This is a genomic window from Streptomyces sp. NPDC090083, assembly GCF_044747445.1.
In the GTDB taxonomy this organism is placed as follows: Bacteria; Actinomycetota; Actinomycetes; order Streptomycetales; family Streptomycetaceae; genus Streptomyces.
Genome location: NZ_JBIVED010000001.1, coordinates 476,087 through 495,322 on the forward strand (window position 1 = coordinate 476,087; position 19,236 = coordinate 495,322).

Annotated in this window: 15 protein-coding genes and 1 tRNA gene; 6 read left to right on the plus strand and 10 right to left on the minus strand. The window is 69.7% G+C overall.

Annotated elements, in window-relative coordinates; genetic code table 11:
• Window positions 1–186: 186 nt before the first annotated feature.
• Window positions 187–1,887, plus strand: coding sequence for a carbohydrate binding domain-containing protein (locus ACIPTO_RS01975; RefSeq protein WP_401188617.1), 1,701 nt, complete (start codon window positions 187–189; stop codon window positions 1,885–1,887).
• A 106-nt stretch (window positions 1,888–1,993) separates the two neighbouring features.
• Here the strand turns inward: ACIPTO_RS01975 and ACIPTO_RS01980 are convergent.
• The 5 genes from ACIPTO_RS01980 to sucC form a co-directional block, all read right to left on the minus strand.
• Window positions 1,994–2,078, minus strand: a tRNA-Leu gene (locus ACIPTO_RS01980).
• A gap of 184 nt (window positions 2,079–2,262) precedes the next feature.
• Complete coding sequence (locus ACIPTO_RS01985; RefSeq protein ID WP_366311447.1) at window positions 2,263–2,706, minus strand: MarR family transcriptional regulator; 444 nt, start codon at window positions 2,704–2,706, stop codon at window positions 2,263–2,265.
• 171 nt (window positions 2,707–2,877) lie between these two features.
• On the minus strand, window positions 2,878–4,464 hold the full coding sequence (locus ACIPTO_RS01990) for an aldehyde dehydrogenase family protein (protein WP_401188620.1): 1,587 nt from the start codon (window positions 4,462–4,464) through the stop codon (window positions 2,878–2,880).
• Between the two features lie 198 nt (window positions 4,465–4,662).
• Window positions 4,663–5,604, minus strand: a complete 942-nt coding sequence (gene sucD, locus ACIPTO_RS01995) for a succinate--CoA ligase subunit alpha (RefSeq protein WP_366311451.1) — start codon at window positions 5,602–5,604, stop codon at window positions 4,663–4,665.
• A gap of 11 nt (window positions 5,605–5,615) precedes the next feature.
• Window positions 5,616–6,746 carry an ADP-forming succinate--CoA ligase subunit beta gene (sucC, locus tag ACIPTO_RS02000; protein ID WP_401188624.1) on the minus strand — a complete coding sequence of 377 codons (1,131 nt, stop codon included), beginning with the start codon at window positions 6,744–6,746 and terminating at the stop codon, window positions 5,616–5,618.
• A 178-nt stretch (window positions 6,747–6,924) separates the two neighbouring features.
• Here sucC and ACIPTO_RS02005 point away from each other — a divergent pair, with 178 nt between their 5' ends.
• The 5 genes from ACIPTO_RS02005 (at window position 6,925) to ACIPTO_RS02025 (ending at window position 14,908) form a co-directional block, all read left to right on the plus strand.
• Complete coding sequence (locus tag ACIPTO_RS02005; protein WP_401188627.1) at window positions 6,925–8,607, plus strand: thiamine pyrophosphate-binding protein; 1,683 nt, start codon at window positions 6,925–6,927, stop codon at window positions 8,605–8,607.
• An 11-nt stretch (window positions 8,608–8,618) separates the two neighbouring features.
• Complete coding sequence (gene frc / locus ACIPTO_RS02010) at window positions 8,619–9,851, plus strand: formyl-CoA transferase (RefSeq protein ID WP_401188629.1); 1,233 nt, start codon at window positions 8,619–8,621, stop codon at window positions 9,849–9,851.
• Window positions 9,852–9,855: 4 nt separating this feature from the next.
• Entirely contained in the window at window positions 9,856–12,000 is a 2,145-nt protein-coding gene (locus ACIPTO_RS02015; protein ID WP_401188632.1) for an acetate--CoA ligase family protein, read from the plus strand.
• Window positions 12,001–12,120: 120 nt separating this feature from the next.
• The gene (locus ACIPTO_RS02020) at window positions 12,121–13,509 is read left to right on the plus strand and encodes an OFA family MFS transporter (RefSeq protein ID WP_401188634.1); all 1,389 of its coding nucleotides are present in this window, start codon (window positions 12,121–12,123) and stop codon (window positions 13,507–13,509) included.
• A gap of 1 nt (window position 13,510) precedes the next feature.
• A complete protein-coding gene (locus tag ACIPTO_RS02025; protein ID WP_401188637.1) occupies window positions 13,511–14,908 on the plus strand; it encodes an OFA family MFS transporter in 1,398 nt (465 codons plus the stop codon).
• 116 nt (window positions 14,909–15,024) lie between these two features.
• Here ACIPTO_RS02025 and ACIPTO_RS02030 read toward each other — a convergent pair whose 3' ends face one another.
• The 5 genes from ACIPTO_RS02030 to ACIPTO_RS02050 all read right to left on the minus strand — a co-directional run bounded on the left by ACIPTO_RS02030 (window position 15,025) and on the right by ACIPTO_RS02050 (window position 19,168).
• The gene (locus ACIPTO_RS02030) at window positions 15,025–15,702 is read right to left on the minus strand and encodes a GntR family transcriptional regulator (RefSeq protein WP_366311465.1); all 678 of its coding nucleotides are present in this window, start codon (window positions 15,700–15,702) and stop codon (window positions 15,025–15,027) included.
• A gap of 191 nt (window positions 15,703–15,893) precedes the next feature.
• Window positions 15,894–16,832, minus strand: coding sequence for a beta-ketoacyl-ACP synthase III (locus tag ACIPTO_RS02035; RefSeq protein ID WP_366311467.1), 939 nt, complete (start codon window positions 16,830–16,832; stop codon window positions 15,894–15,896).
• Between the two features lie 149 nt (window positions 16,833–16,981).
• Window positions 16,982–17,116: a hypothetical protein gene (locus ACIPTO_RS02040; protein WP_019065011.1), complete on the minus strand. Its 135-nt coding sequence runs from the start codon at window positions 17,114–17,116 to the stop codon at window positions 16,982–16,984.
• Window positions 17,085–18,416, minus strand: a complete 1,332-nt coding sequence (locus ACIPTO_RS02045) for an OFA family MFS transporter (RefSeq protein ID WP_401188643.1) — start codon at window positions 18,414–18,416, stop codon at window positions 17,085–17,087. Before ACIPTO_RS02045 ends, ACIPTO_RS02040 begins: the two co-directional genes overlap by 32 nt.
• A gap of 227 nt (window positions 18,417–18,643) precedes the next feature.
• Entirely contained in the window at window positions 18,644–19,168 is a 525-nt protein-coding gene (locus ACIPTO_RS02050; RefSeq protein ID WP_401188645.1) for an ATP-binding protein, read from the minus strand.
• Window positions 19,169–19,236 lie beyond the last annotated feature (68 nt).

Genomic DNA, 19,236 nt, shown 5'->3' on the forward strand with positions numbered 1-19,236 from the left:
TTGACGGAGAGCCCGGCGAGTTGTTTGGTATGTACCAATAACTCGCACGACGCACACCCGCATCTCACCTGCGCACCGCACCGCACCCAGGCATCTCACCCCTCACCGCATTCCGTCACCGCATCCAGTCACCACGCACGCATCCCTCACCCCGCCCCGATGGGCACCCCCGAAAGGGGAACTGTCATGCACTTGGCAAGACTGGCGGCGTCCGTGTCCGCCCTCGCGCTCTCGGTCACCGGCGTCACCGTCGCCCTGGCCCCCGCAAGCAGCGCCGCGGGGAGCAGCGTCTACTCCGTCGCCCCCTACGTCGACATGTCGAACGGTCAGGAAGGACTGCTCGACACCGCCATCACCGGCCACCACCTCAAGGCGTACACCGCGGCCTTCGTCCTCGGCGTGGGCTGTACGCAGATCTGGGGCGACACGCTCCCCATCGGCAACGACTCCTTCACCGACCCCGAGATCGCCAGGGCCAAGTCCGAAGGTGCCTCCGTCATCGTCTCCTCCGGCGGGGCCAGCGGCGAACCGCTCGCCTGGACCTGCTCCACTCAGAGCAGCATCGACGCCGGCTACCAGGCCATCATCAACGACTACGGCGTCACCCAGCTCGACTTCGACATCGAGGGCGCCGCCATCGCGGACACCGCCGCGGCGGCCCGCCAGATGCAGGCGATGAAGGACCTGAAGGCGTCCAACCCCGGCCTGCAGTTCTCCATGACCCTGCCGGTGCTGACGAGCGGGCTGACGAACGACGGCGTCAACATCCTCAAGGCCGCCAAGAACGCGGGTATCAAGATCGACGTGGTCAACGTCATGGCCATGGACTACTACGCGGGCACCGGCACCGAGATGGGCCAGGGCGCGGTCTCCGCGGCGAAGGCCACGCTGGCGCAGATGCAGTCGGTCGACTCCGGCTACACCTATGCCAACCTCGGCATCACGCCGATGATCGGCAAGAACGACGACGGTTCCACCTTCACGCTGGCCGACGCGCAGACGGTGGAGAGCTTCGCCGCGCAGAACGGCGTCGGACGGCTGGCCTTCTGGGCGATCACCCGGGACCAGGCATGCGGCGGAAACGCCAACTCCCTTCCCACGTGCAGCCAGATCAGCCAGAACAGCCTCGCGTTCACCGACGCGTTCGTACCGTACGAGGGCACGGGCGGCGGGGGCGGCGGAGGCACCGGCACGGACTTCTCCCTCTCCCTGTCGCCGGGCTCGGCGTCGGTCACGCAGGGTGGCTCGGCCACGGCGACCGTCTCCACCGCCGTCGCCTCCGGCAGCGCCGAGTCCGTCGCCCTCACCGCCTCCGGCGCACCGACCGGCGTCACCATCGCCTTCAGTCCTCCGTCCGTGACCTCGGGCGGCAGCTCGACACTGACGGCGACGGTCGGCTCGTCCGTAGCCGCGGGCAGCTATCCGATCACCGTCACGGGCAGCGCGGCGTCCGGCAGCCACAGCGCGACCTACACACTCACGGTCACGACGACCGGCGGCGGGGGCGGTTCACTGACCAACGCCGGTTTCGAGACCGGGAGTCTCAGCCCGTGGACGTGTGCGGCGGGCGGCGCGGTGGTCTCCAGCCCGGTCCACAGCGGCAGCCACAGCCTCCAGGTCACCCCGACAGCCGCCGGCACCGCCGAGTGCGACCAGACCGTCACCCTGTCCCCCAACAAGAGCTACACCCTCACCGCCTGGGTGCAGGGCCCGTACGCCTACCTCGGAGTCTCGGGCGGCGCCACCGCGAGCACCTGGTCGAACAACACGACCTGGAACCAGCTCAAGGTCCCCTTCACCACCGGCAGCTCCGGAACCGTCACGGTCTACGTCCACGGCTGGTACGGGCAGTCGGCGGTCACGGCGGACGACTTCACGCTGAGCTGAGGGCTCGGGCCGAGTCCCGGCACGCTCCCCCGACACACGCACTCCCCCTGACACAGCAGAACACCCGTCTCCGACTTTCGCCGGAGGCGGGTGTTGCGTCTCGCTGTGTCCGAGGGGGGACTTGAACCCCCACGCCCGATAAAGGGCACTAGCACCTCAAGCTAGCGCGTCTGCCATTCCGCCACCCGGACCAGGTGTCTGCCGCCTGGCCGGGGGTGTTCCCCGCGGCGACATGGACAACAATACCAAGCTTTCGGAGCGCCTTTCACCTGCATATCCGTCCCTGCGGGAGCCGCTCGCGGACACCCGGTGACCTGTGCGAAACCGCCACCGCGGGTGAGCGATCGGCTACGGCCGCGGGCCGGTTCCCGCCGCTCACCCGCGCTCGGCGATCACCAGCGTCTGGAGTGCCCGGACGAGGGTCGCCGCCGCCTCCTCGTCGAGCGGCGCGAGGAAGCGGCGCTCTGCGGTGCGCCGGGCCTGCTCGGCCCTGCGCAGGCAGTCCCGGCCCTCCGGAGTCAGCTCGACGATGTTCTTCCTGCGGTCGTGCGGACTGCGCCGGCGTTCGACCAGACCGTGGTCCTCCAGGCCGTCGATCAACGACACCATCGTGGTGCGGTCCACCCCGAGCCGCCCGGCGGCCTCGACCTGCGACAACGACTCCCCCGCCGACAGCACCGCCAGCACACCCAGCTCGTGCCCGTCCACTCCGTGCGGCACCAACGCCTCGGCCGACGCCCGCGCCAGCCGCGCCTGGGCCTGCTTGAGGAGGTATCCGAGCCGGGACTCCAGAGGCGCGGGACGCTCATCGTGGGCCATGCGCCGACCGTATCCCGACTGCGTCCTGGAGCTGATCGTCAGCACACCTGATCACCTGATCGCCTGATCACCCGGGAGGGTGACGGCTTACGACAGCCTGGGCACGGGCGCCGCCGCAGCCGCCCGGGCGGCGCCCGCCGGAAGCGGACACGAGCGCCGCCCGGCCGCCGCTCACGGCATCAGCTGGTACTCCGGGAAGTTCCCCGGCAACCGCTCCCCCACCGGCCCGTACGTCACCGCGCGGACGAGGAGTTCGCCGCCGACGAAGGCTCCGCGCCAGGACGCGCCGAAGCCGCCGAACAGTTCGTCACGGTCGCCGCGTGAGCGGGGTGTGCCGTGGCCGACCTTGAACGCCCTTATCTGCGGGGCGAGTCGGTCGTAGGTCGCCCGGTCGTCGGTGGACAGGGTGGCGACCAGCGCGCCGTTGGACGCGTTCATCGCGGCGAGCAGCTCCGCCTCCGTGTCGACCAGGACGATGGTGTCGACCGGTCCGAACGGTTCCGCGTGGTGCAGCGGGGACGACGGCGGCGGGTTGAGGAGCGTGACGGGACGGACGTACGCCGAAGTGTCCTGCCCCGGAAGGAAGTCGGCGTCGGACAGCTTGCCGCGGTGCAGCGGTACGGCGCCGCGGTCGATCGCCTCGGCCACCTGGTCGTGCAGTTCCTTGGCCTTGGCCGCGTTGATCAACGGGCCGAAGTCGAGCCGCGGGTACGGGTCTTGGGCGTCCTGCACGGCCAACGGGTGTCCGACGCGCAGGCTGCGGACGGCCGGGAGGTAGGCCGCGAGGAAGTCGTCGAAGAGCTCGCGCTGGACGACGAAGCGCGGATACGCGGTGCAGCGCTGTTTGCCGTAGTCGAAGAGCTTGGGGACGACGGCGGTGAGCGCGTCCCAGTCGGTGTGGTGCCAGATGCCCCAGGTGTTGAGTCCTTCCTGTTCGAGGATGTGCCGCTTGCCGAGGTCGGCCACGGCCGTGGCCACCGCGGCTCCGGTGTCGCGCCCGCCGACGAAGGAGACGCAGCCGATCTCGGGCGCGCGGACCAGCGCCTCCGACAACTCGCCCCCGCTGCCGCTGACGAGGGTGACCGGAATTCCCTCGCGCGCGGCCAGCGCGGCGGCCAGGGTGAGGCAGGCGACACCGCCGTCGGTCGGGGTCTTGGCGATGACCGCGTTCCCGGCCAGCGCCTGGACCAGCATCGCGTGGACGAGCACGCTCATCGGGTAGTTCCAGCTCGCAATGTTGGACACCGGGCCGTCCAGTGGACCGCGGCCGGCGAGCATCGGTTCGATGCCGTCCACGTACCAGCGCACACCGTCGATGGACCGGTCCACGTCGGCCTGCGCGAGCCGCCAGGGCTTGCCGATCTCCCAGACCAGCAGCAACGCGAGGAGTTCACGGTGTTCGGTCAGCGCGTCCAGCGTGGCGGCGACGCGGGCGCGCCGTTCGTCGAGCGGGACATGGCGCCAGGCGCGGTGCTGGTCGAGGGAGGCACGCACGGCCCGGTGGGCGGCGGAACGGTCGAGCCGGGGCGGCCCGGCGATGGGGCTGCCGTCGACGGGGGTGGTGGCGGGCAGGGCCCGGCCGTCCCGCTGCCAGGCCGCGTTCCAGAGGTTGAGGACACGGTCGTCCTGGAACGCCTCGGGCGCGACGGCGAGACAACGCCGCCAGGCGTCCTCCCAGGACGTGCCCGCCTTGAGGGTCGGGGGACGGACGGAGGGTGCGGGGGTGGGGGTGATGCCGGGTGTGAGGGTTGATGCCATGCTTCTGCTCCGCTCTCGGTGCACAGTCGGGGCGGGGTGAAACAGGAACGGTCCACGGCACGAATCGCCGTACGCGCGAGCCGTCCTACGCGCGAACCGCTGCACGGCTGAACCGTGTACGGCTTAGCTGCTTGTACGGCCGAACGGCCTTGCGTATGAAGCTAGTTGCGCTCGGAGGAGCGCGGCAGTCACGGCACCTCAGCTATGAGTGACGTCACTCGCCGGCTCCTCGGCGCCGAGACGGTCCAGCACCAGCCGCGCCGTCTCCGTCGGCGTGCTTCCTACGGCGACGCCCACGGCCTCCAGCGCCGCCTTCTTCGCCGCCGCCGTTCCGGAGGAACCGGACACGATGGCGCCGGCGTGGCCCATCGTCCTGCCCTCGGGGGCGGTGAAGCCGGCGATGTAGCCGACGACCGGTTTGGTGACGTGGTCGCGGATGTAGGCGGCGGCGCGTTCCTCGGCGTCGCCGCCTATCTCCCCGATGAGGACCACGAGTTCGGTGTCGGGGTCGTCCTGGAACGCGGCGAGGCAGTCGATGTGGCTCGTGCCGACGACGGGGTCGCCGCCGATGCCGACGCAGGTGGAGAAGCCGATGTCCCGGAGTTCGTACATGAGTTGGTAGGTGAGGGTGCCGGACTTGGAGACCAGGCCGATGCGGCCCGGCTTGGTGATGTCGGCGGGGATGATGCCCGCGTTGGCCTGGCCGGGGGTGATCAGGCCGGGGCAGTTGGGACCGATGACCCGGGTGCCCTTCGACGCGGCGTACGCCGTGAAGGCGACCGAGTCGTGGACCGGGATGCCCTCGGTGATGACGACGGCGAGGCCGATGCCCGCGTCGGCGGCCTCGATCACGGCGGCCTTGGCGAAGGCCGGCGGCACGAACACGACGCTGACATCGGCTCCCGTCGACCGCATACCGTCGGCGACCGACCCGAAGACCGGCACGGCCATGGAGGTGCCTCCCGGGCCGTTCGGGTACTGGGGGACGTCGAAGTCGACGGTACGGCCCGCCTTGCGCGGGTTGACGCCGCCGACGACGTCCGTGCCGGCCGCGAGCATCCGGCGGGTGTGCTTCATGCCCTCGCCGCCGGTCATGCCCTGGACGAGGACCTTGCTCTCCTTGGTGAGGTAGATCGCCATGTCCCGGCTCCTTAGCGTGCGTCGGCGAGCTCGGCGGCCCGGCGGGCGGCGCCGTCCATGGTGGTGGCCTGCTGGACCAGCGGATGCGCGTGACCGTCGAGGACGGCCCGGCCCCTGGCCGCGTTGTTCCCGTCGAGCCGGACGACCAGCGGCTTGGTCAACTCGACGGTTTCCAGGGCCCGTACGATGCCGTCGGCCACCGCGTCGCATGCGGTGATCCCGCCGAAGACGTTGACGAACACCGAGGTCACGGACGGGTCGGAGAGGATGACGGACAGTCCGTCGGCCATGACCTGGGCCGATGCCCCGCCGCCGATGTCGAGGAAGTTGGCGGGGCGGGCGCCGCAGCCGGCGACCACGTCGAGTGTCGACATGACCAGGCCCGCGCCGTTGCCGATGATGCCGACCTCGCCGTCGAGCTTGACGTAGTTGAGCCCTTTCGCGGCGGCGACGGCCTCCAGCGGATCGTCGTGCGACGAGTCCTCGCCTCCCCAACGCGACTGCCGGAAGCGGGCGTTGTCGTCCAGGGTCACCTTGCCGTCGAGGGCGAGGATCTGTCCCTGCCGGGTCCGGACGAGCGGGTTGACCTCGACGAGGACTGCGTCCTCGCGGACCAGCACCTCCCACAGCCGTACGAGGACGTCGACGGTCTGCGGCGGCAGGCCGGCCGCGTCGGCGATCTCGGCCGCCTTGGCCGAGGTGACGCCCTCGGCGGGGTCGATGTGGATGCGGGCCACCGCCTCCGGCCGGCGGGCGGCGACCTCCTCGATCTCCGTACCGCCCTCGGCCGACGCGATGGCGAGGAAGCGTCCCGCCGCGCGGTCGAGGACGTAGGAGACGTAGAACTCGCTCTCGATGTCGACGGGTTGGGCCAGCATCACGCTGCCGACCGTGTGTCCCTTGATGTCCATGCCGAGGATCTGGCGTGCCGTCAGTTCGGCGGCGGCCGGGTCGGCGACGAGTTTGACCCCGCCCGCCTTGCCGCGTCCGCCGGTCTTGACCTGCGCCTTCACCACGACGCGTCCGCCCAGCCTGCGGGCGATCTCCCGTGCCTCCTTGGACGAGGCGGTGACCTCGGCCCGGGGCACCAAGATGCCGTGGTCCTCGAAGAGTTGCCGTGCCTGGTGCTCGTACAGGTCCATCTCGGCTCCTGCCCACTGTGTCTGCCCGGGAGCTACCACGAGTCCCTCGAAAAGTGCCGCACGCCCCCTGGACACCACCCACCGGATGCGGGATAACAAGCTTCATACAGTATTCGTCGACTGTATGCAATGTACCGCGAGAGCGTTCCAACCCCCTACGAAGGGACAGGACTCCGCCATGCCCGACGACACCCAGGACGTGATTTCCGGTGGTCATCTCGTCGCCAAAGCCCTGAAGGCCGAGGGGGTCGACCGCATCTACACCCTGTGCGGCGGCCACATCATCGACATCTACGACGGCTGCGTCGACGAGGGCATAGAAGTCGTCGACGTACGCCACGAGCAGGTGGCGGCCCACGCGGCGGACGGTTACGCGCGGATCACCGGCAGGCCCGGCTGCGCGGTGGTCACCGCGGGACCCGGTACGACCGACGCCGTCACCGGTGTCGCCAACGCCTTCCGCGCCGAGTCGCCGATGCTGCTCGTCGGCGGCCAAGGGGCCCTCACCCAGCACAGGATGGGGTCACTCCAGGACCTGCCGCACGTCGACATGATGACGCCGATCACCAAGTTCGCGGCGACCGTGCCGGACACGGCCCGGGCCGCCGACATGGTGTCGATGGCGTTCCGCGAGTGCTACCACGGCGCGCCGGGCCCCTCCTTCCTGGAGATACCGCGCGACGTCCTCGACGCGAAGGTGCCGGTGGGCAAGGCGCGGGTGCCCAGGCCCGGCGCCTACCGCGCCTCGACCCGCACGGCCGGCGACCCCGAGGCGATCGAGAAGCTCGCCGACCTGCTGGTCCACGCCGAGAAGCCGGCGATCCTGCTGGGCAGCCAGGTGTGGACGACGCGCGGCACCGAGGCGGCCATCGACCTCGTCCGCACGCTCAACATCCCCGCGTACATGAACGGCGCGGGCCGCGGCACCCTCCCGCCCGGCGACCCGCACCACTTCCAGCTCTCGCGGCGGCACGCCTTCTCCCACGCCGACGTCATCGTCATCGTCGGCACGCCCTTCGACTTCCGCATGGGCTACGGGAAGCGCCTCTCCCCCGACGCGACCGTCGTGCAGATCGACCTCGACTACCGCACCGTGGGCAAGAACCGCGACATCGACCTCGGCATCGTCGGGGACGCGGGGCTCGTCCTGAAGTCGGTGGCGGAGGCCGCCTCGGGACGCCTCAACGGCGGTGCGTCCCGGCGCAAGGAGTGGCTCGACGAGCTGCGGGCCGTCGAACAGGCCGCGATCGAGAAGCGGTTGCCGAGTCTCAGGTCGGACGCGTCACCGATCCACCCGTACCGGCTCGTCAGTGAGATCAACGACTTCCTCACCGAGGACTCGATCTACATCGGCGACGGCGGCGACATCGTCACCTTCTCCGGGCAGGTCGTGCAGCCCAAGTCGCCCGGCCACTGGATGGATCCGGGCCCCCTCGGCACCCTCGGCGTCGGCGTCCCGTTCGTCCTCGCCGCCAAGCAGGCCCGTCCCGACAAGGAGGTCGTCGCGCTCTTCGGCGACGGCGCGTTCTCCCTGACCGGCTGGGACTTCGAGACCCTCGTCCGCTACGACCTCCCGTTCGTCGGGATCGTCGGCAACAACTCCTCGATGAACCAGATCCGTTACGGCCAGGCCGCCAAGTACGGCCTGGAGCGCGAGCGGGTCGGCAACACCCTCGGCGACGTCCACTACGACAAGTTCGCCCAGCTGCTGGGCGGTTACGGCGAGGAGGTCCGCGACCCCGCCGACATCGGCCCCGCGCTGCGACGGGCCCGGGAGTCGGGCAAGCCGTCGCTGATCAACGTCTGGGTCGACCCGGACGCGTACGCCCCCGGAACCATGAACCAGACGATGTACAAGTGAGGTGAACGGCCATGACCGCCAGGGCACTTGAGGGCATCCGCGTCCTCGACATGACGCACGTCCAGTCCGGCCCCTCCGCGACCCAACTGCTCGCCTGGCTCGGCGCCGACGTCGTCAAGCTGGAGGCGCCGACCGGCGACATCACGCGCAAGCAGCTGCGCGACCTCCCGGACGTCGACTCGCTCTACTTCACGATGCTCAACTGCAACAAGCGGAGCATCACCCTCAACACCAAGACCGAGCGCGGCAAGGAGATCCTCACCGAGCTGATCCGCCGCTCCGACGTCATGGTCGAGAACTTCGGGCCGGGCGCGGTCGACCGTATGGGGTTCACCTGGGATCGCATACAGGAGATCAATCCCCGCATCGTGTATGCGTCCATCAAGGGCTTCGGGGACGGTCCGTACACCAACTTCAAGGCGTACGAGGTCGTCGCACAGGCGATGGGCGGGTCGATGTCGACCACGGGCTTCGAGGACGGGCCGCCGCTGGCCACGGGCGCTCAGATCGGCGATTCGGGCACAGGAGTGCATACAGTAGCCGGGATACTGGCGGCACTCTTCCAGCGTGAGCACACCGGCCGGGGTCAGCGTGTCAACGTGGCCATGCAGCACGCCGTGCTCAACCTGTGCCGGGTGAAGCTCCGCGACCAGCAGCGCCTGGCCCACGGGCCGCTCGCCGAGTACCCGAACGACGACTTCGGCGACGAGGTGCCGCGCTCGGGCAACGCGTCCGGCGGCGGGCAGCCCGGCTGGGCGGTCAAGTGCGCGCCGGGCGGCCCGAACGACTACGTGTACGTGATCGTGCAGCCCGTCGGCTGGAAGCCGCTGACGGAGCTGATCGGCCGGCCCGAGCTGGGCGACGATCCCGAGTGGGCCACGCCCGAGGCCCGGTTGCCGCAGCTCTCCAAGATGTTCCAGCTGATCGAGGAGTGGTCGTCCACGCTGCCCAAGTGGGAGGTGCTGGAGCGGCTGAACGCCCACAACATCCCGTGCGGGCCCATCCTGTCGACCAGGGAGATCATCGAGGACGAGTCGCTGGTCGCCAACGAGATGGTCGTGACGGTGCCGCACCCCGAGCGCGGCGAGTTCGTCACCGTCGGCAGCCCGCTGAAGCTCTCCGACTCCCCCGTGCACGTGACCGGTTCACCGCTGCTCGGCGAGCACAACGAAGAGGTCTACGTCGGCGAACTCGGTCTCGGCGACGAAGAGTTGCGCCTGCTCAAGTCGAACGGGGTGATCTGACGTGATGGCGGAGGACCGGACCCTCAGGGTGCGTGCGCTGCTCGACTCCGTGCGGGCCGAAGGGCGGTTGGCGCTCACCGCGCCCGAGGGCAAGGTGATCGCCGACGCGTACGGGATCGCCGTACCGGGCGAGGAACTGGCGACGGACGTCGACGAGGCGGTGGCGTACGCGGCGCGGTTCGGCGGCCCCGTCGTGATGAAGATCGTCTCCCCCGACATCCTGCACAAGACCGACGCCGGCGGAGTGGTCGTCGGGGTCGAGGGCGCGGCGGAGGTACGGGCCGCGTTCCACACGATCGTCGACAACGCGCGGGCCTACGACGGGCAGGCCCGCATCGAGGGCGTCCAGGTGCAGGAGCTGCTGCCGCAGGGGCAGGAGGTGATCGTCGGCGCGGTGACCGACCCGACGTTCGGGAAGGTCGTCGCGTTCGGGCTCGGCGGGGTGCTGGTCGAGGTCCTCAAGGACGTGACGTTCCGGCTCGCTCCCGTGACCCCGGACGAGGCGCTGTCGATGCTGGACTCGATCCGGGCGGCGGAGATCCTGCGCGGGGTACGCGGACAGGCGGCGGTCGACCGGTGGGCCGTCGCCGAGCAGATCCGCCGGGTGTCCCAACTGGTCGCGGACTTCCCGGAGATCGCCGAGGTGGATCTCAATCCGGTGATCGCGACTCCGGAGGGCGCCGTCGCGGCGGACATCCGGGTGATCCTCGCGGAATCGCAGCCGGTGGCCCGTCGACGGTATACACACGACGAGATCCTGACGACCATGCGCCGCCTCATGGAGCCGGCCTCGGTCGCCGTGATCGGTGCCTCGAACGAGCCGGGCAAGATCGGCAACTCGGTGATGCGCAATCTCCTCGACGGCGGCTTCGCCGGGGAGATCCATCCGGTGAACCCCAGGGCCGATGACATTCTGGGCCGCAAGGCGTACAAGAGTGTCACGGACGTTCCCGGTGAGGTGGATGTGGCCGTCTTCGCCATTCCCGCCCGGTTCGTGGCGACGGCGCTGGAGGAGGTGGGCCGCAAGAACATCCCCAACGCCGTCCTCATCCCCTCCGGGTTCGCGGAGACCGGTGAAGTCGCCCTCCAGGAGGAGATCGTGGCGATCGCCGAACGGCACGGCGTCCGTCTCCTCGGCCCGAACATCTACGGCTACTACGCGACCTGGCAGGACCTGTGCGCCACGTTCTGCACGCCGTACGACGTGAAGGGCGGGGTGGCGCTGACCTCGCAGTCCGGCGGCATCGGGATGGCCATCCTCGGCTTCGCGCGGACCACCAGGACGGGGGTGTCGGCGATCGTCGGGCTCGGCAACAAGTCGGACCTGGACGAGGACGACCTGCTGACCTGGTTCGGCGAGGACCCGCACACCGAGTGCATCGCGATGCACCTGGAGGACCTCAAGGACGGCCGCGCGTTCGTCGAGGCGGCGCGGAAGACCGTACCCCGCAAGCCGGTCGTGGTGCTCAAGGCGGGTCGTACGGCGGCGGGCGCGAGGGCGGCGGGTTCGCACACGGGCGCGCTGGCCGGTGACGACGCGGTGTACGACGACATCCTCAGGCAGGCCGGCGTCATCCGGGCCCCCGGGCTCAACGACATGCTGGAGTACGCGCGCGGGCTGCCCGTGCTGCCGACTCCGCGGGGGGACAACGTCGTCATCATCACCGGCGCCGGCGGCAGCGGTGTGCTGCTCTCGGACGCGGTGACCGACAACGGCCTCTCCCTGATGGAGATTCCGGCCGATCTGGACGCGTCCTTCCGGACGTTCATCCCGCCCTTCGGCGCCGCGGGCAACCCGGTCGACATCACCGGGGGCGAGCCGCCGTCGACGTACGCGGCGACGATCCGGCTCGGTCTGGAGGACCCGCGCATCCACGCGTTGGTCCTCGGTTACTGGCACACCATCGTCACTCCCCCCATGGTCTTCGCCGAGTTGACCGCGCGGGTGGTCGCCGAGTTCAGGGAACGCGGCGTCGAGAAGCCGGTGGTGGCCTCGCTCGCGGGTGACGTGGAGGTCGAGGAGGCCTGCCAGTACCTGTACGAGCGCGGGGTGGTGGCGTACCCGTACACGACGGAGAAGCCGGTGGCGGTGCTCGCCGCGAAGTACCGATGGGCGCGCGCGGCAGGCCTGTTGGGCGGTGGTTCATGACGTGAGCCGACGTGGGGCCGGCCGACAGTGCGGTCGGCCGGCCCCGGGGACCCGTGCGCACGCGAAAGGCGATGGACAGGGGGCGCTGGCCACAACTTTCGACGCAAGGGGCACTGAGCGATGGCAACAACGGACTGCTCGACGTCCGTCCCCTACCGGGAAGTGACGGACCGTCACGGCCGGATGTACCGCATCGGGGAGTCCGATGCCGACATCATGGGCCGGGCGCGCAAGTGGATGGTCGTCCTGCCCTGGGTGGGCATGATGGGCATCAGTTCCGCCGAGTACGCGTTCACGTCGGCGGAGGACACGCTCCATGACGCGCATCTGTGGAGCAGTGGGCACATCTTCTGGCTGATGGGCGTCTGGGTGTTCTTCCAGGCGGCCGTGGCCTTCCCCGCCGGGCAGTTGCGCGAGAGCGGCCGACTCCCGGCGCGCACGGCCATGTTGCTCGGCGCGCTCGGCACCCTGCTGGGCTATCTGGCACTGGCCTTCGCGCCGAACGTGCTCGTCGCCTACCTCGGCTTCGGCATGTGCAGCGGGATCGGCGCAGGCCTGGTGTACGCGACCTGCGTGAACATGGTCGGCAAGTGGTATCCGGAGCGCAAGGGCGGCAAGACCGGCTTCGTCAACGGCGGATTCGCCTACGGCTCCGTGCCGTTCGTGTTCCTCTTCACCTCCGTCCTCGACCTCGGCAACTACAAGGTGCTGCTGAGTCTGGTCGGCGTGGGGCTGTGTCTGGTGGTGGCGTCGGCCGGCTGGTTCTTCCGCGATCCGCCGAAGAACTGGTGGCCTCCGCACGTCGATCCGCTGAAGGCGGCCCAAGACCCCAGGATCCGGCGGGCGTTGGAGAAGAACCCGCCGGCGGTCAAGCAGTACACACCGAAGGAGGCCGCCCGTACCCCCGTGCTCTGGATGATGTGGTTCTGTCTGCTGTGCACGGCCGGCATCAACATCTTCGGCATCGCCTTCCAGGTGCCGTTCGGCAAGGACATGGGCTTCGCGGGCGGGATCGTGGCCACGGCGATGTCCCTCAAGGCGATCGTGAACGGCACCGGGCGCGGGGTCATCGGCTGGATCTCCGACCGCTACGGCCGCCGCCACACGCTGATCATCGTGTGTCTCGTGCTCGGTACGGCGCAGTTCGGCGTGCTGGTCTCGGGCCAGATGGGCAGCATGCCGTTCTTCCTGTTCTGTTCCATGGTCTCGGGTTTCGGCGGCGGGGCGATCTTCCCGCTGTTCGCCGCCATGACGGCCGACTACTTCGGCGAGAACCACAACGCCGGCAACTACGGGATGGTCTACAGCTCGAAGCTGATCTCGGGGCTCGTCGGCTCCGGTCTGGGCGCGGTCGTCGTGGGTGAGTGGGACTACCACGGCGCGTTCGTCCTGGCCGGTTCGGTGGGCCTGGCCTCCGCGGTGCTGGCGCTCTTCCTCAAGGCGCCGGGCAGGCCCAGTGCCCGGCGCATCGTGCCCAATCCGCAACCGCTCGGCGAGGAGATGGCGTGATATGACCGCAGATCCCATCACCACGAACGAATCCGGCGCCGCGAACCGTCCCTACCGTGAAGTGACCGACGCCCACGGCCGGGTCTACCGCGTCGGCGAGACCGACCGGGACATCCTCGGCCACTCGCGAAAGATCATGATCTATCTGCCGTGGATCGCCATGATGGCGATCAGTGTCTTCGAGTACGCGTACGGCTCGGCGGAGGACACCCTGTCCAGCGCGCACGGCTGGACGCAGAGCAACACCTTCTGGATCCTCAGCATCTGGGTCTTCTTCCAGGCCGGTATCGCCTTCCCGGCGGGGTGGATGCGCGAGAAGGGCATCCTGACGGCGCGCCGGGCGATGTTCATCGGCTCGGTGCTGTGCGTCATCGGTTTCCTGGCCCTGTCGCACCTGAGCAACGTGTGGCTGGCGATCGTCGGCTTCGGCGTGATCGGCGGCGTCGGTGCGGGGCTCGTCTACGCGACCTGCATCAACATGGTCGGCAAGTGGTTCCCCGAACGGCGGGGCGCCCGCACGGGGTTCGTCAACGGTGGCTTCGCGTACGGCTCGCTGCCGTTCATCTTCATCTTCAACTACGCGTTCGACACCGGGAACTACCACCGGGTCCTGGATCTGATCGGGTGTTACATCCTGATCGTGGTGTTCGGCTGCGCGTTCTTCTTCAAGGACCCGCCGCAGAACTGGTGGCCCCACGACATCGACCCGCTGACCCACGGCGGCAGCGGCAAGAGCGCGACGAGTCTCGCCAAGAACCCGCCCGCCGTACGGCAGTTCACCCCGAAGGAGGCCATCCGGACCGGCATGCTGCCCCTGATGTGGCTGTCGATCGTGCTCACCGCCGGGGTGTCGATCTTCGGCATCTCCTTCCAGGTCGACTTCGCCAAGGACGTCGGTTTCGGTCCGCTGGTGGCGGCGTCCTCGATGGGCATCATGGCCGTCATCAACGGCATCGGCCGCGCCGTCGTCGGCTGGCTGTCCGACCTGTGGGGCCGCAAACTCACCCTGGTCTTCGTCATCCTGGTCCTGGGCCTCGCCCAGTTCGGCGTGATCTGGGCCGGCCATCTGCGCAGTGAGTGGCTGTTCCTGTTCTTCGCCTTCCTCTCCGGCTTCGGCGGCGGCGCCTTCTACCCGATGTTCGCCGCCCTGACCCCGGACTACTTCGGCGAGAACTTCAACGCCACCAACTACGGCCTGGTGTACAGCGGAAAGCTCATCAGCGGCCTGTTCGGCGGCGGCCTCGGTTCGATGGTGGTCGCGGCCTGGGGCTACAACGGCGCGTACGCACTCGCGGGAGGTGTCTCGATGGTGGCGGCGGCCATCGCCCTGCTGCTGCGTCAACCAGGGCGTGGCGACCGGGTGTCGACCCAGGTTCACCAACCGCAGCCCGCAGCCTGACAGTTCGCCGGCCACGGTCGTCGGACCGGCTGGTGGCCCTCCCCGGCCGGGAGGGCCATCGCGCCGCGCCGGCACCGGGACGGCGGGCATCCTCCGGGCCGACCGCCCTCCCGGGGTCAGGAGTCGGCGCGCTCGTGGTACGACCGCCGGGTGTGCTCGGTGTGTTCGCGCATCAGCAGGCCGGCACGCAGTTCGTCGCGGGCCGCGATGGCGTCGATCAGACTGCGGTGCTCGATCCAGGACGACAGGCCGCGCTGGCGGGCCACCGGCGTGTAGTACCAGCGGACCCGGCGGTCGACCTGCGCGGCGAGTTCGGCCAGGACGGCGTTGCCGGCCAGCTCCATGATCTTCGCGTGGAAGCGGGCGTTCATGGCGACGGCGGCGTCCACGTCGTCGGCGTCGACCGCGCGCTCGCCCTCGGCGCACAGCTCCTCCAGGACGGTGATGCCCGCCTTGCCCGCGTTGACGGCGGCGAGCCGGGCGGCCTCGGCCTCCAACAGGGTGCGGACGGTGAGGAGTTGGTCGGCCTCGTCCTCCGTGGGCTCGTGCACGAACGCGCCCTGGGCGGGCCGCAGATCGACCCAGCCCTCGGTGTTGAGCCGCTGCAGGGCCTCCCGCACGGGCTGCCGGGACACTCCGAGGTGTCCGGCGAGTTCGCTCTCGACGAGATGCTGGCCGGGCTGCAGGGCGCGTGTGGTGATGAGTTCGAGCAGGGCCTCGTAGACGCGGTCGCGCAGCGGGCCCGGACGTTCGAGCTTGGGCACGGCACCTTGCGGCAGTCCTTGCGACAACATCGCGGTCCCCCTCCTGGGCAGCATCGGCATGGTGCAGACAGTAGACAGCGGTCGGCGGACAGTGGACGGACGGCAGGAGCCGTACCGCCCAGTATCGATTGTCTATCGTCTACAGTCTACGGCGCACACCCGCCAGAGACCACGGGAGTCGATCGCGTCACATCCGGTGCCGCGTCGAACGGAGCCGCAGGTCACGGGCAGCGGACGACCTGGCCCGCGTAGGACAGGTTTCCGCCGAAGCCGAACAGCAGGACGGGGTCGCCGGTGCGGACGGCGCCCTGTTCGACGAGTTTCGAGAACGCGAGCGGGATGCTGGCGGCGGAGGTGTTGCCCGATTGGACGACGTCGCGGGCGACGACCGCGTTGACGGCGCCGATCTTCTCGGCGAGGGGCTCGATGATGCGCAGGTTCGCCTGGTGCAGGACGACTCCGGCGAGGTCGGCGGGGGTCAGTCCCGCCTTCTCGCAGGCCTTGCGGGCGATCGGCGGGAGCTGGGTGGTGGCCCAGCGGTAGACGCTCTGCCCCTCCTGCGCGAACCGCGGGGGCGTGCCCTCGATCCGTACCGCGTTGCCCATCTCGGGCACGGAACCCCACAGCACCGGGCCGATGCCGGGTTCCTCGGCGGCCTCGACGACGGCGGCGCCCGCTCCGTCACCGACCAGGACACAGGTCGTACGGTCGCTCCAGTCGGTGACCTCGGACATCTTGTCGGCGCCGATGACCAGGGCGCGGGTGGCCCCTCCCGCGCGGACGGCGTGGTCGGCGGTGGCCAGGGCGTGGGTGAAGCCGGCGCACACGACGTTGACGTCCATGGCGGCCGGCGAGGGGATGCCGAGGCGGGCGGCGACGCGGGCGGCCATGTTCGGGGAGCGGTCGATGGCCGTGGAGGTGGCGACGAGGACCAGGTCGATGTCCCCGGGCGTGAGTCCTGCGGCGGCGAGGGCCTTGGCGGCGGCGTGCGCGGCCAGCTCGTCGACGGGCTCGTCGGGTCCGGCGATGTGACGGGTCCGGATGCCCACCCGGGAGGTGATCCACTCGTCACTGGTGTCGACCAGGCCCGCCAGGTCCTTGTTGGTGAGTACCTTGGCGGGCTGGTAGTGGCCGACGGCGGCGATCCGCGTGCCGTTCATGGGTGGTTCCCCTCGTTGCCTTGGGTAGCGGGATCCACCAGTGTTGCCAGTGACTCGCGGGTACGGCGGCAGGTGATGCCACAGGAAACTGCCGTCCGGGTTGTCGGCTTCCGTCATCCGTCCTGTGACGGTCGGTGTCGCCCGAACATTCAGCCGGTGAACAGCTGCTTCGCCTTGAGGACGAGTTCGTACAGGCCGTACACGAGCGGGGCGCCCACCCAGAGCCAGGCGAAGGCGATGAGCGGCCTGCGGTCAGGCGGACTCTGACTGCTGTCGTTCGACATCTGCGGCCTCCCTCGGGGCGGGGACGTGGTGGCGGGCGTCGACGGGCCGGACGAGTTCGTTGGCGACGAAGCCGACGACGAGCAGCCCGATCATGATGAGGAAGGAGGTGTCGTAGAGGGACGCGCCGTGTTTGCCCGCGTCCTTCTGGTGGTCGGCGATCCAGTTGACGATCAGCGGTCCGAGGACACCGGCCAGGGACCAGGCGGTGAGCAGCCGGCCGTGGATCGCGCCGACCTGGTAGGTCCCGAAGAGATCCTTCAGGTACGCGGGTACGGTCGCGAAGCCGCCGCCGTAGAAGGAGAGGATGACCAGCGCGCACAGGACGAACAGCGGCTTCGAGGAGTCGCCGAACAGTGCGATGAGCGCGTACATGACCGCGCCGACGCCGAGGTAGACGCGGTAGATGTTCTTGCGGCCGATGAGGTCGGAGGTGGTCGACCAGCCGATGCGGCCCGCCATGTTGGCCGCGGAGAGCAGCGCGACGAAGCCGGCGGCGGCCGAGGCGGAGACAGGGGTGGAGGTGTCCGCGAAGAAGTCCGTGATCATCGGGGCGGCCTTCTCCAGGATGCCGATGCCCGCGGTCACGTTCATGCACAGGACGACCCACAGGCACCAGAACTGCGGTGTGCGTACGGCGGTGTTGGCCGAGACCTGGACGCCCGAGAGGACGCTGGGCGCGTCCGCGACGGGCTTCTCGGTGCGCGGCACCCGCACGAGCAGGACGCCGAGCGTCATGAAGACCGCATACGAAAGACCGAGTACGAGGAACGACTGGGCGATGCCGGTGTTGTCGGAGCCGAACGACTTCAGCATCTGGGCCGACCACGGGGACGCGATGAGCGCGCCGCCGCCGAAGCCCATGATGGCGATGCCGGTGGCCATGCCGGGCCGGTCGGGGAACCACTTGATCAGGGTGGAGACCGGCGAGATGTAGCCGATGCCGAGGCCGATCCCGCCGACGAAGCCGTAGCCGAGGACGATCAGCCAGAACTGCTTCGTCTCCGCGCCCAGTGCGGAGATCAGGAAGCCGGAGGAGAAGCAGACCAGGGCGACGGTCATCGCCCAGCGTGGCCCGTTGCGCTCGACGAGGGTGCCGCCGAACGCGGCCGACAGACCGAGCATCACGATCGCGAGCTGGAAGGGCAGCGCGCTCTGGGTGCCGCTGAGGTTCAGCGAGGACTCGAGCGGTGGCTTGAACACGCTCCAGGCGTAGGCCTGGCCGATGGAGAGATGTATGGAGAGGGCGGCGGGTGGAACCAGCCAGCGGCTCCACGCCCGGGGTGCGACGGGGGGACTCATGATCCCGGACGGTAGGGAGCGGCACGGGAGTTGAGAAGGCGGCGCGTCGACCGTATGCGATGAGCGGTATGCAGACTGCGCCGAACGGTCGCCGCCGGGATCCCTCGCCCGCTCCCGCACCGGCGCGGAAACCGGTACGGAGACCGGTACGGAGACCGGTGCACGCACCTGAACCCGCTCTCCCCCGGCGCCTGTTCTCGCGCCGCTTCCCGCGCGCGGCGCGGCCCTCAGCCCCGTACGGACTCCGCGATCCGCCGGGCGGCCTCGGCAGGGGTGAGGTGCGTGGTGTCGACGACCTCCGCCTCCCGGTGCAGCCAGGTGCGGGCCGCCTCGGCGTAGGGCTCCAGGTGCCGGAGCCTGAAGGGCGAGTCGGGGCCGAGAACGGCGTCGCCCGCGATGCGGGCGCGGAGCGTGTCCTGGTCGGCGTGCAGGACGAAGTGCCGTACGGGGATGGCGTGTCGGGCGAGGCCCGTGCTGATCTCGCGCCAGTACCGCTCGACCAGGACCGTCATGGGGATCACCAGTGTGCCGCCGGTGTAGTCGAGGACGTGGCGGGCGGTCTCGACGACGAGCGGGCGCCAGGGCGGCCAGTGCTGGAAGTTGTCCGTCGCGGGGAGTCCCGGCGTGATGTCCATGAGTGTCTCGCCGACCTTCTCGGCATCGAACACCCGTGAGTCCGGGAGCAGTTGCTGCACGAGCGGGCCGGTCGTCGTCTTGCCCGCGCCGTGGGTGCCGTTGAGCCATACGATCATGGAACCGACGCTAGCGCGGGGCGGGGTCGGCCCTTGCGCGCTTTCCCTCGTTCCAGTCCCTGCCGGAA

Coding starts and splice junctions, on each gene's coding strand:
- ACIPTO_RS01975 (WP_401188617.1), top strand. CDS start 187: ATGCACTTGGCAAGACTGGCGGCGTCCGTGTCCGCCCTCGCGCTCTCG.
- ACIPTO_RS01985 (WP_366311447.1), bottom strand. CDS start 2,706: ATGGCCCACGATGAGCGTCCCGCGCCTCTGGAGTCCCGGCTCGGATAC.
- ACIPTO_RS01990 (WP_401188620.1), bottom strand. CDS start 4,464: ATGGCATCAACCCTCACACCCGGCATCACCCCCACCCCCGCACCCTCC.
- sucD (WP_366311451.1), bottom strand. CDS start 5,604: ATGGCGATCTACCTCACCAAGGAGAGCAAGGTCCTCGTCCAGGGCATG.
- sucC (WP_401188624.1), bottom strand. CDS start 6,746: ATGGACCTGTACGAGCACCAGGCACGGCAACTCTTCGAGGACCACGGC.
- ACIPTO_RS02005 (WP_401188627.1), top strand. CDS start 6,925: ATGCCCGACGACACCCAGGACGTGATTTCCGGTGGTCATCTCGTCGCC.
- frc (WP_401188629.1), top strand. CDS start 8,619: ATGACCGCCAGGGCACTTGAGGGCATCCGCGTCCTCGACATGACGCAC.
- ACIPTO_RS02015 (WP_401188632.1), top strand. CDS start 9,856: ATGGCGGAGGACCGGACCCTCAGGGTGCGTGCGCTGCTCGACTCCGTG.
- ACIPTO_RS02020 (WP_401188634.1), top strand. CDS start 12,121: ATGGCAACAACGGACTGCTCGACGTCCGTCCCCTACCGGGAAGTGACG.
- ACIPTO_RS02025 (WP_401188637.1), top strand. CDS start 13,511: ATGACCGCAGATCCCATCACCACGAACGAATCCGGCGCCGCGAACCGT.
- ACIPTO_RS02030 (WP_366311465.1), bottom strand. CDS start 15,702: ATGTTGTCGCAAGGACTGCCGCAAGGTGCCGTGCCCAAGCTCGAACGT.
- ACIPTO_RS02035 (WP_366311467.1), bottom strand. CDS start 16,832: ATGAACGGCACGCGGATCGCCGCCGTCGGCCACTACCAGCCCGCCAAG.
- ACIPTO_RS02040 (WP_019065011.1), bottom strand. CDS start 17,116: ATGTCGAACGACAGCAGTCAGAGTCCGCCTGACCGCAGGCCGCTCATC.
- ACIPTO_RS02045 (WP_401188643.1), bottom strand. CDS start 18,416: ATGAGTCCCCCCGTCGCACCCCGGGCGTGGAGCCGCTGGCTGGTTCCA.
- ACIPTO_RS02050 (WP_401188645.1), bottom strand. CDS start 19,168: ATGATCGTATGGCTCAACGGCACCCACGGCGCGGGCAAGACGACGACC.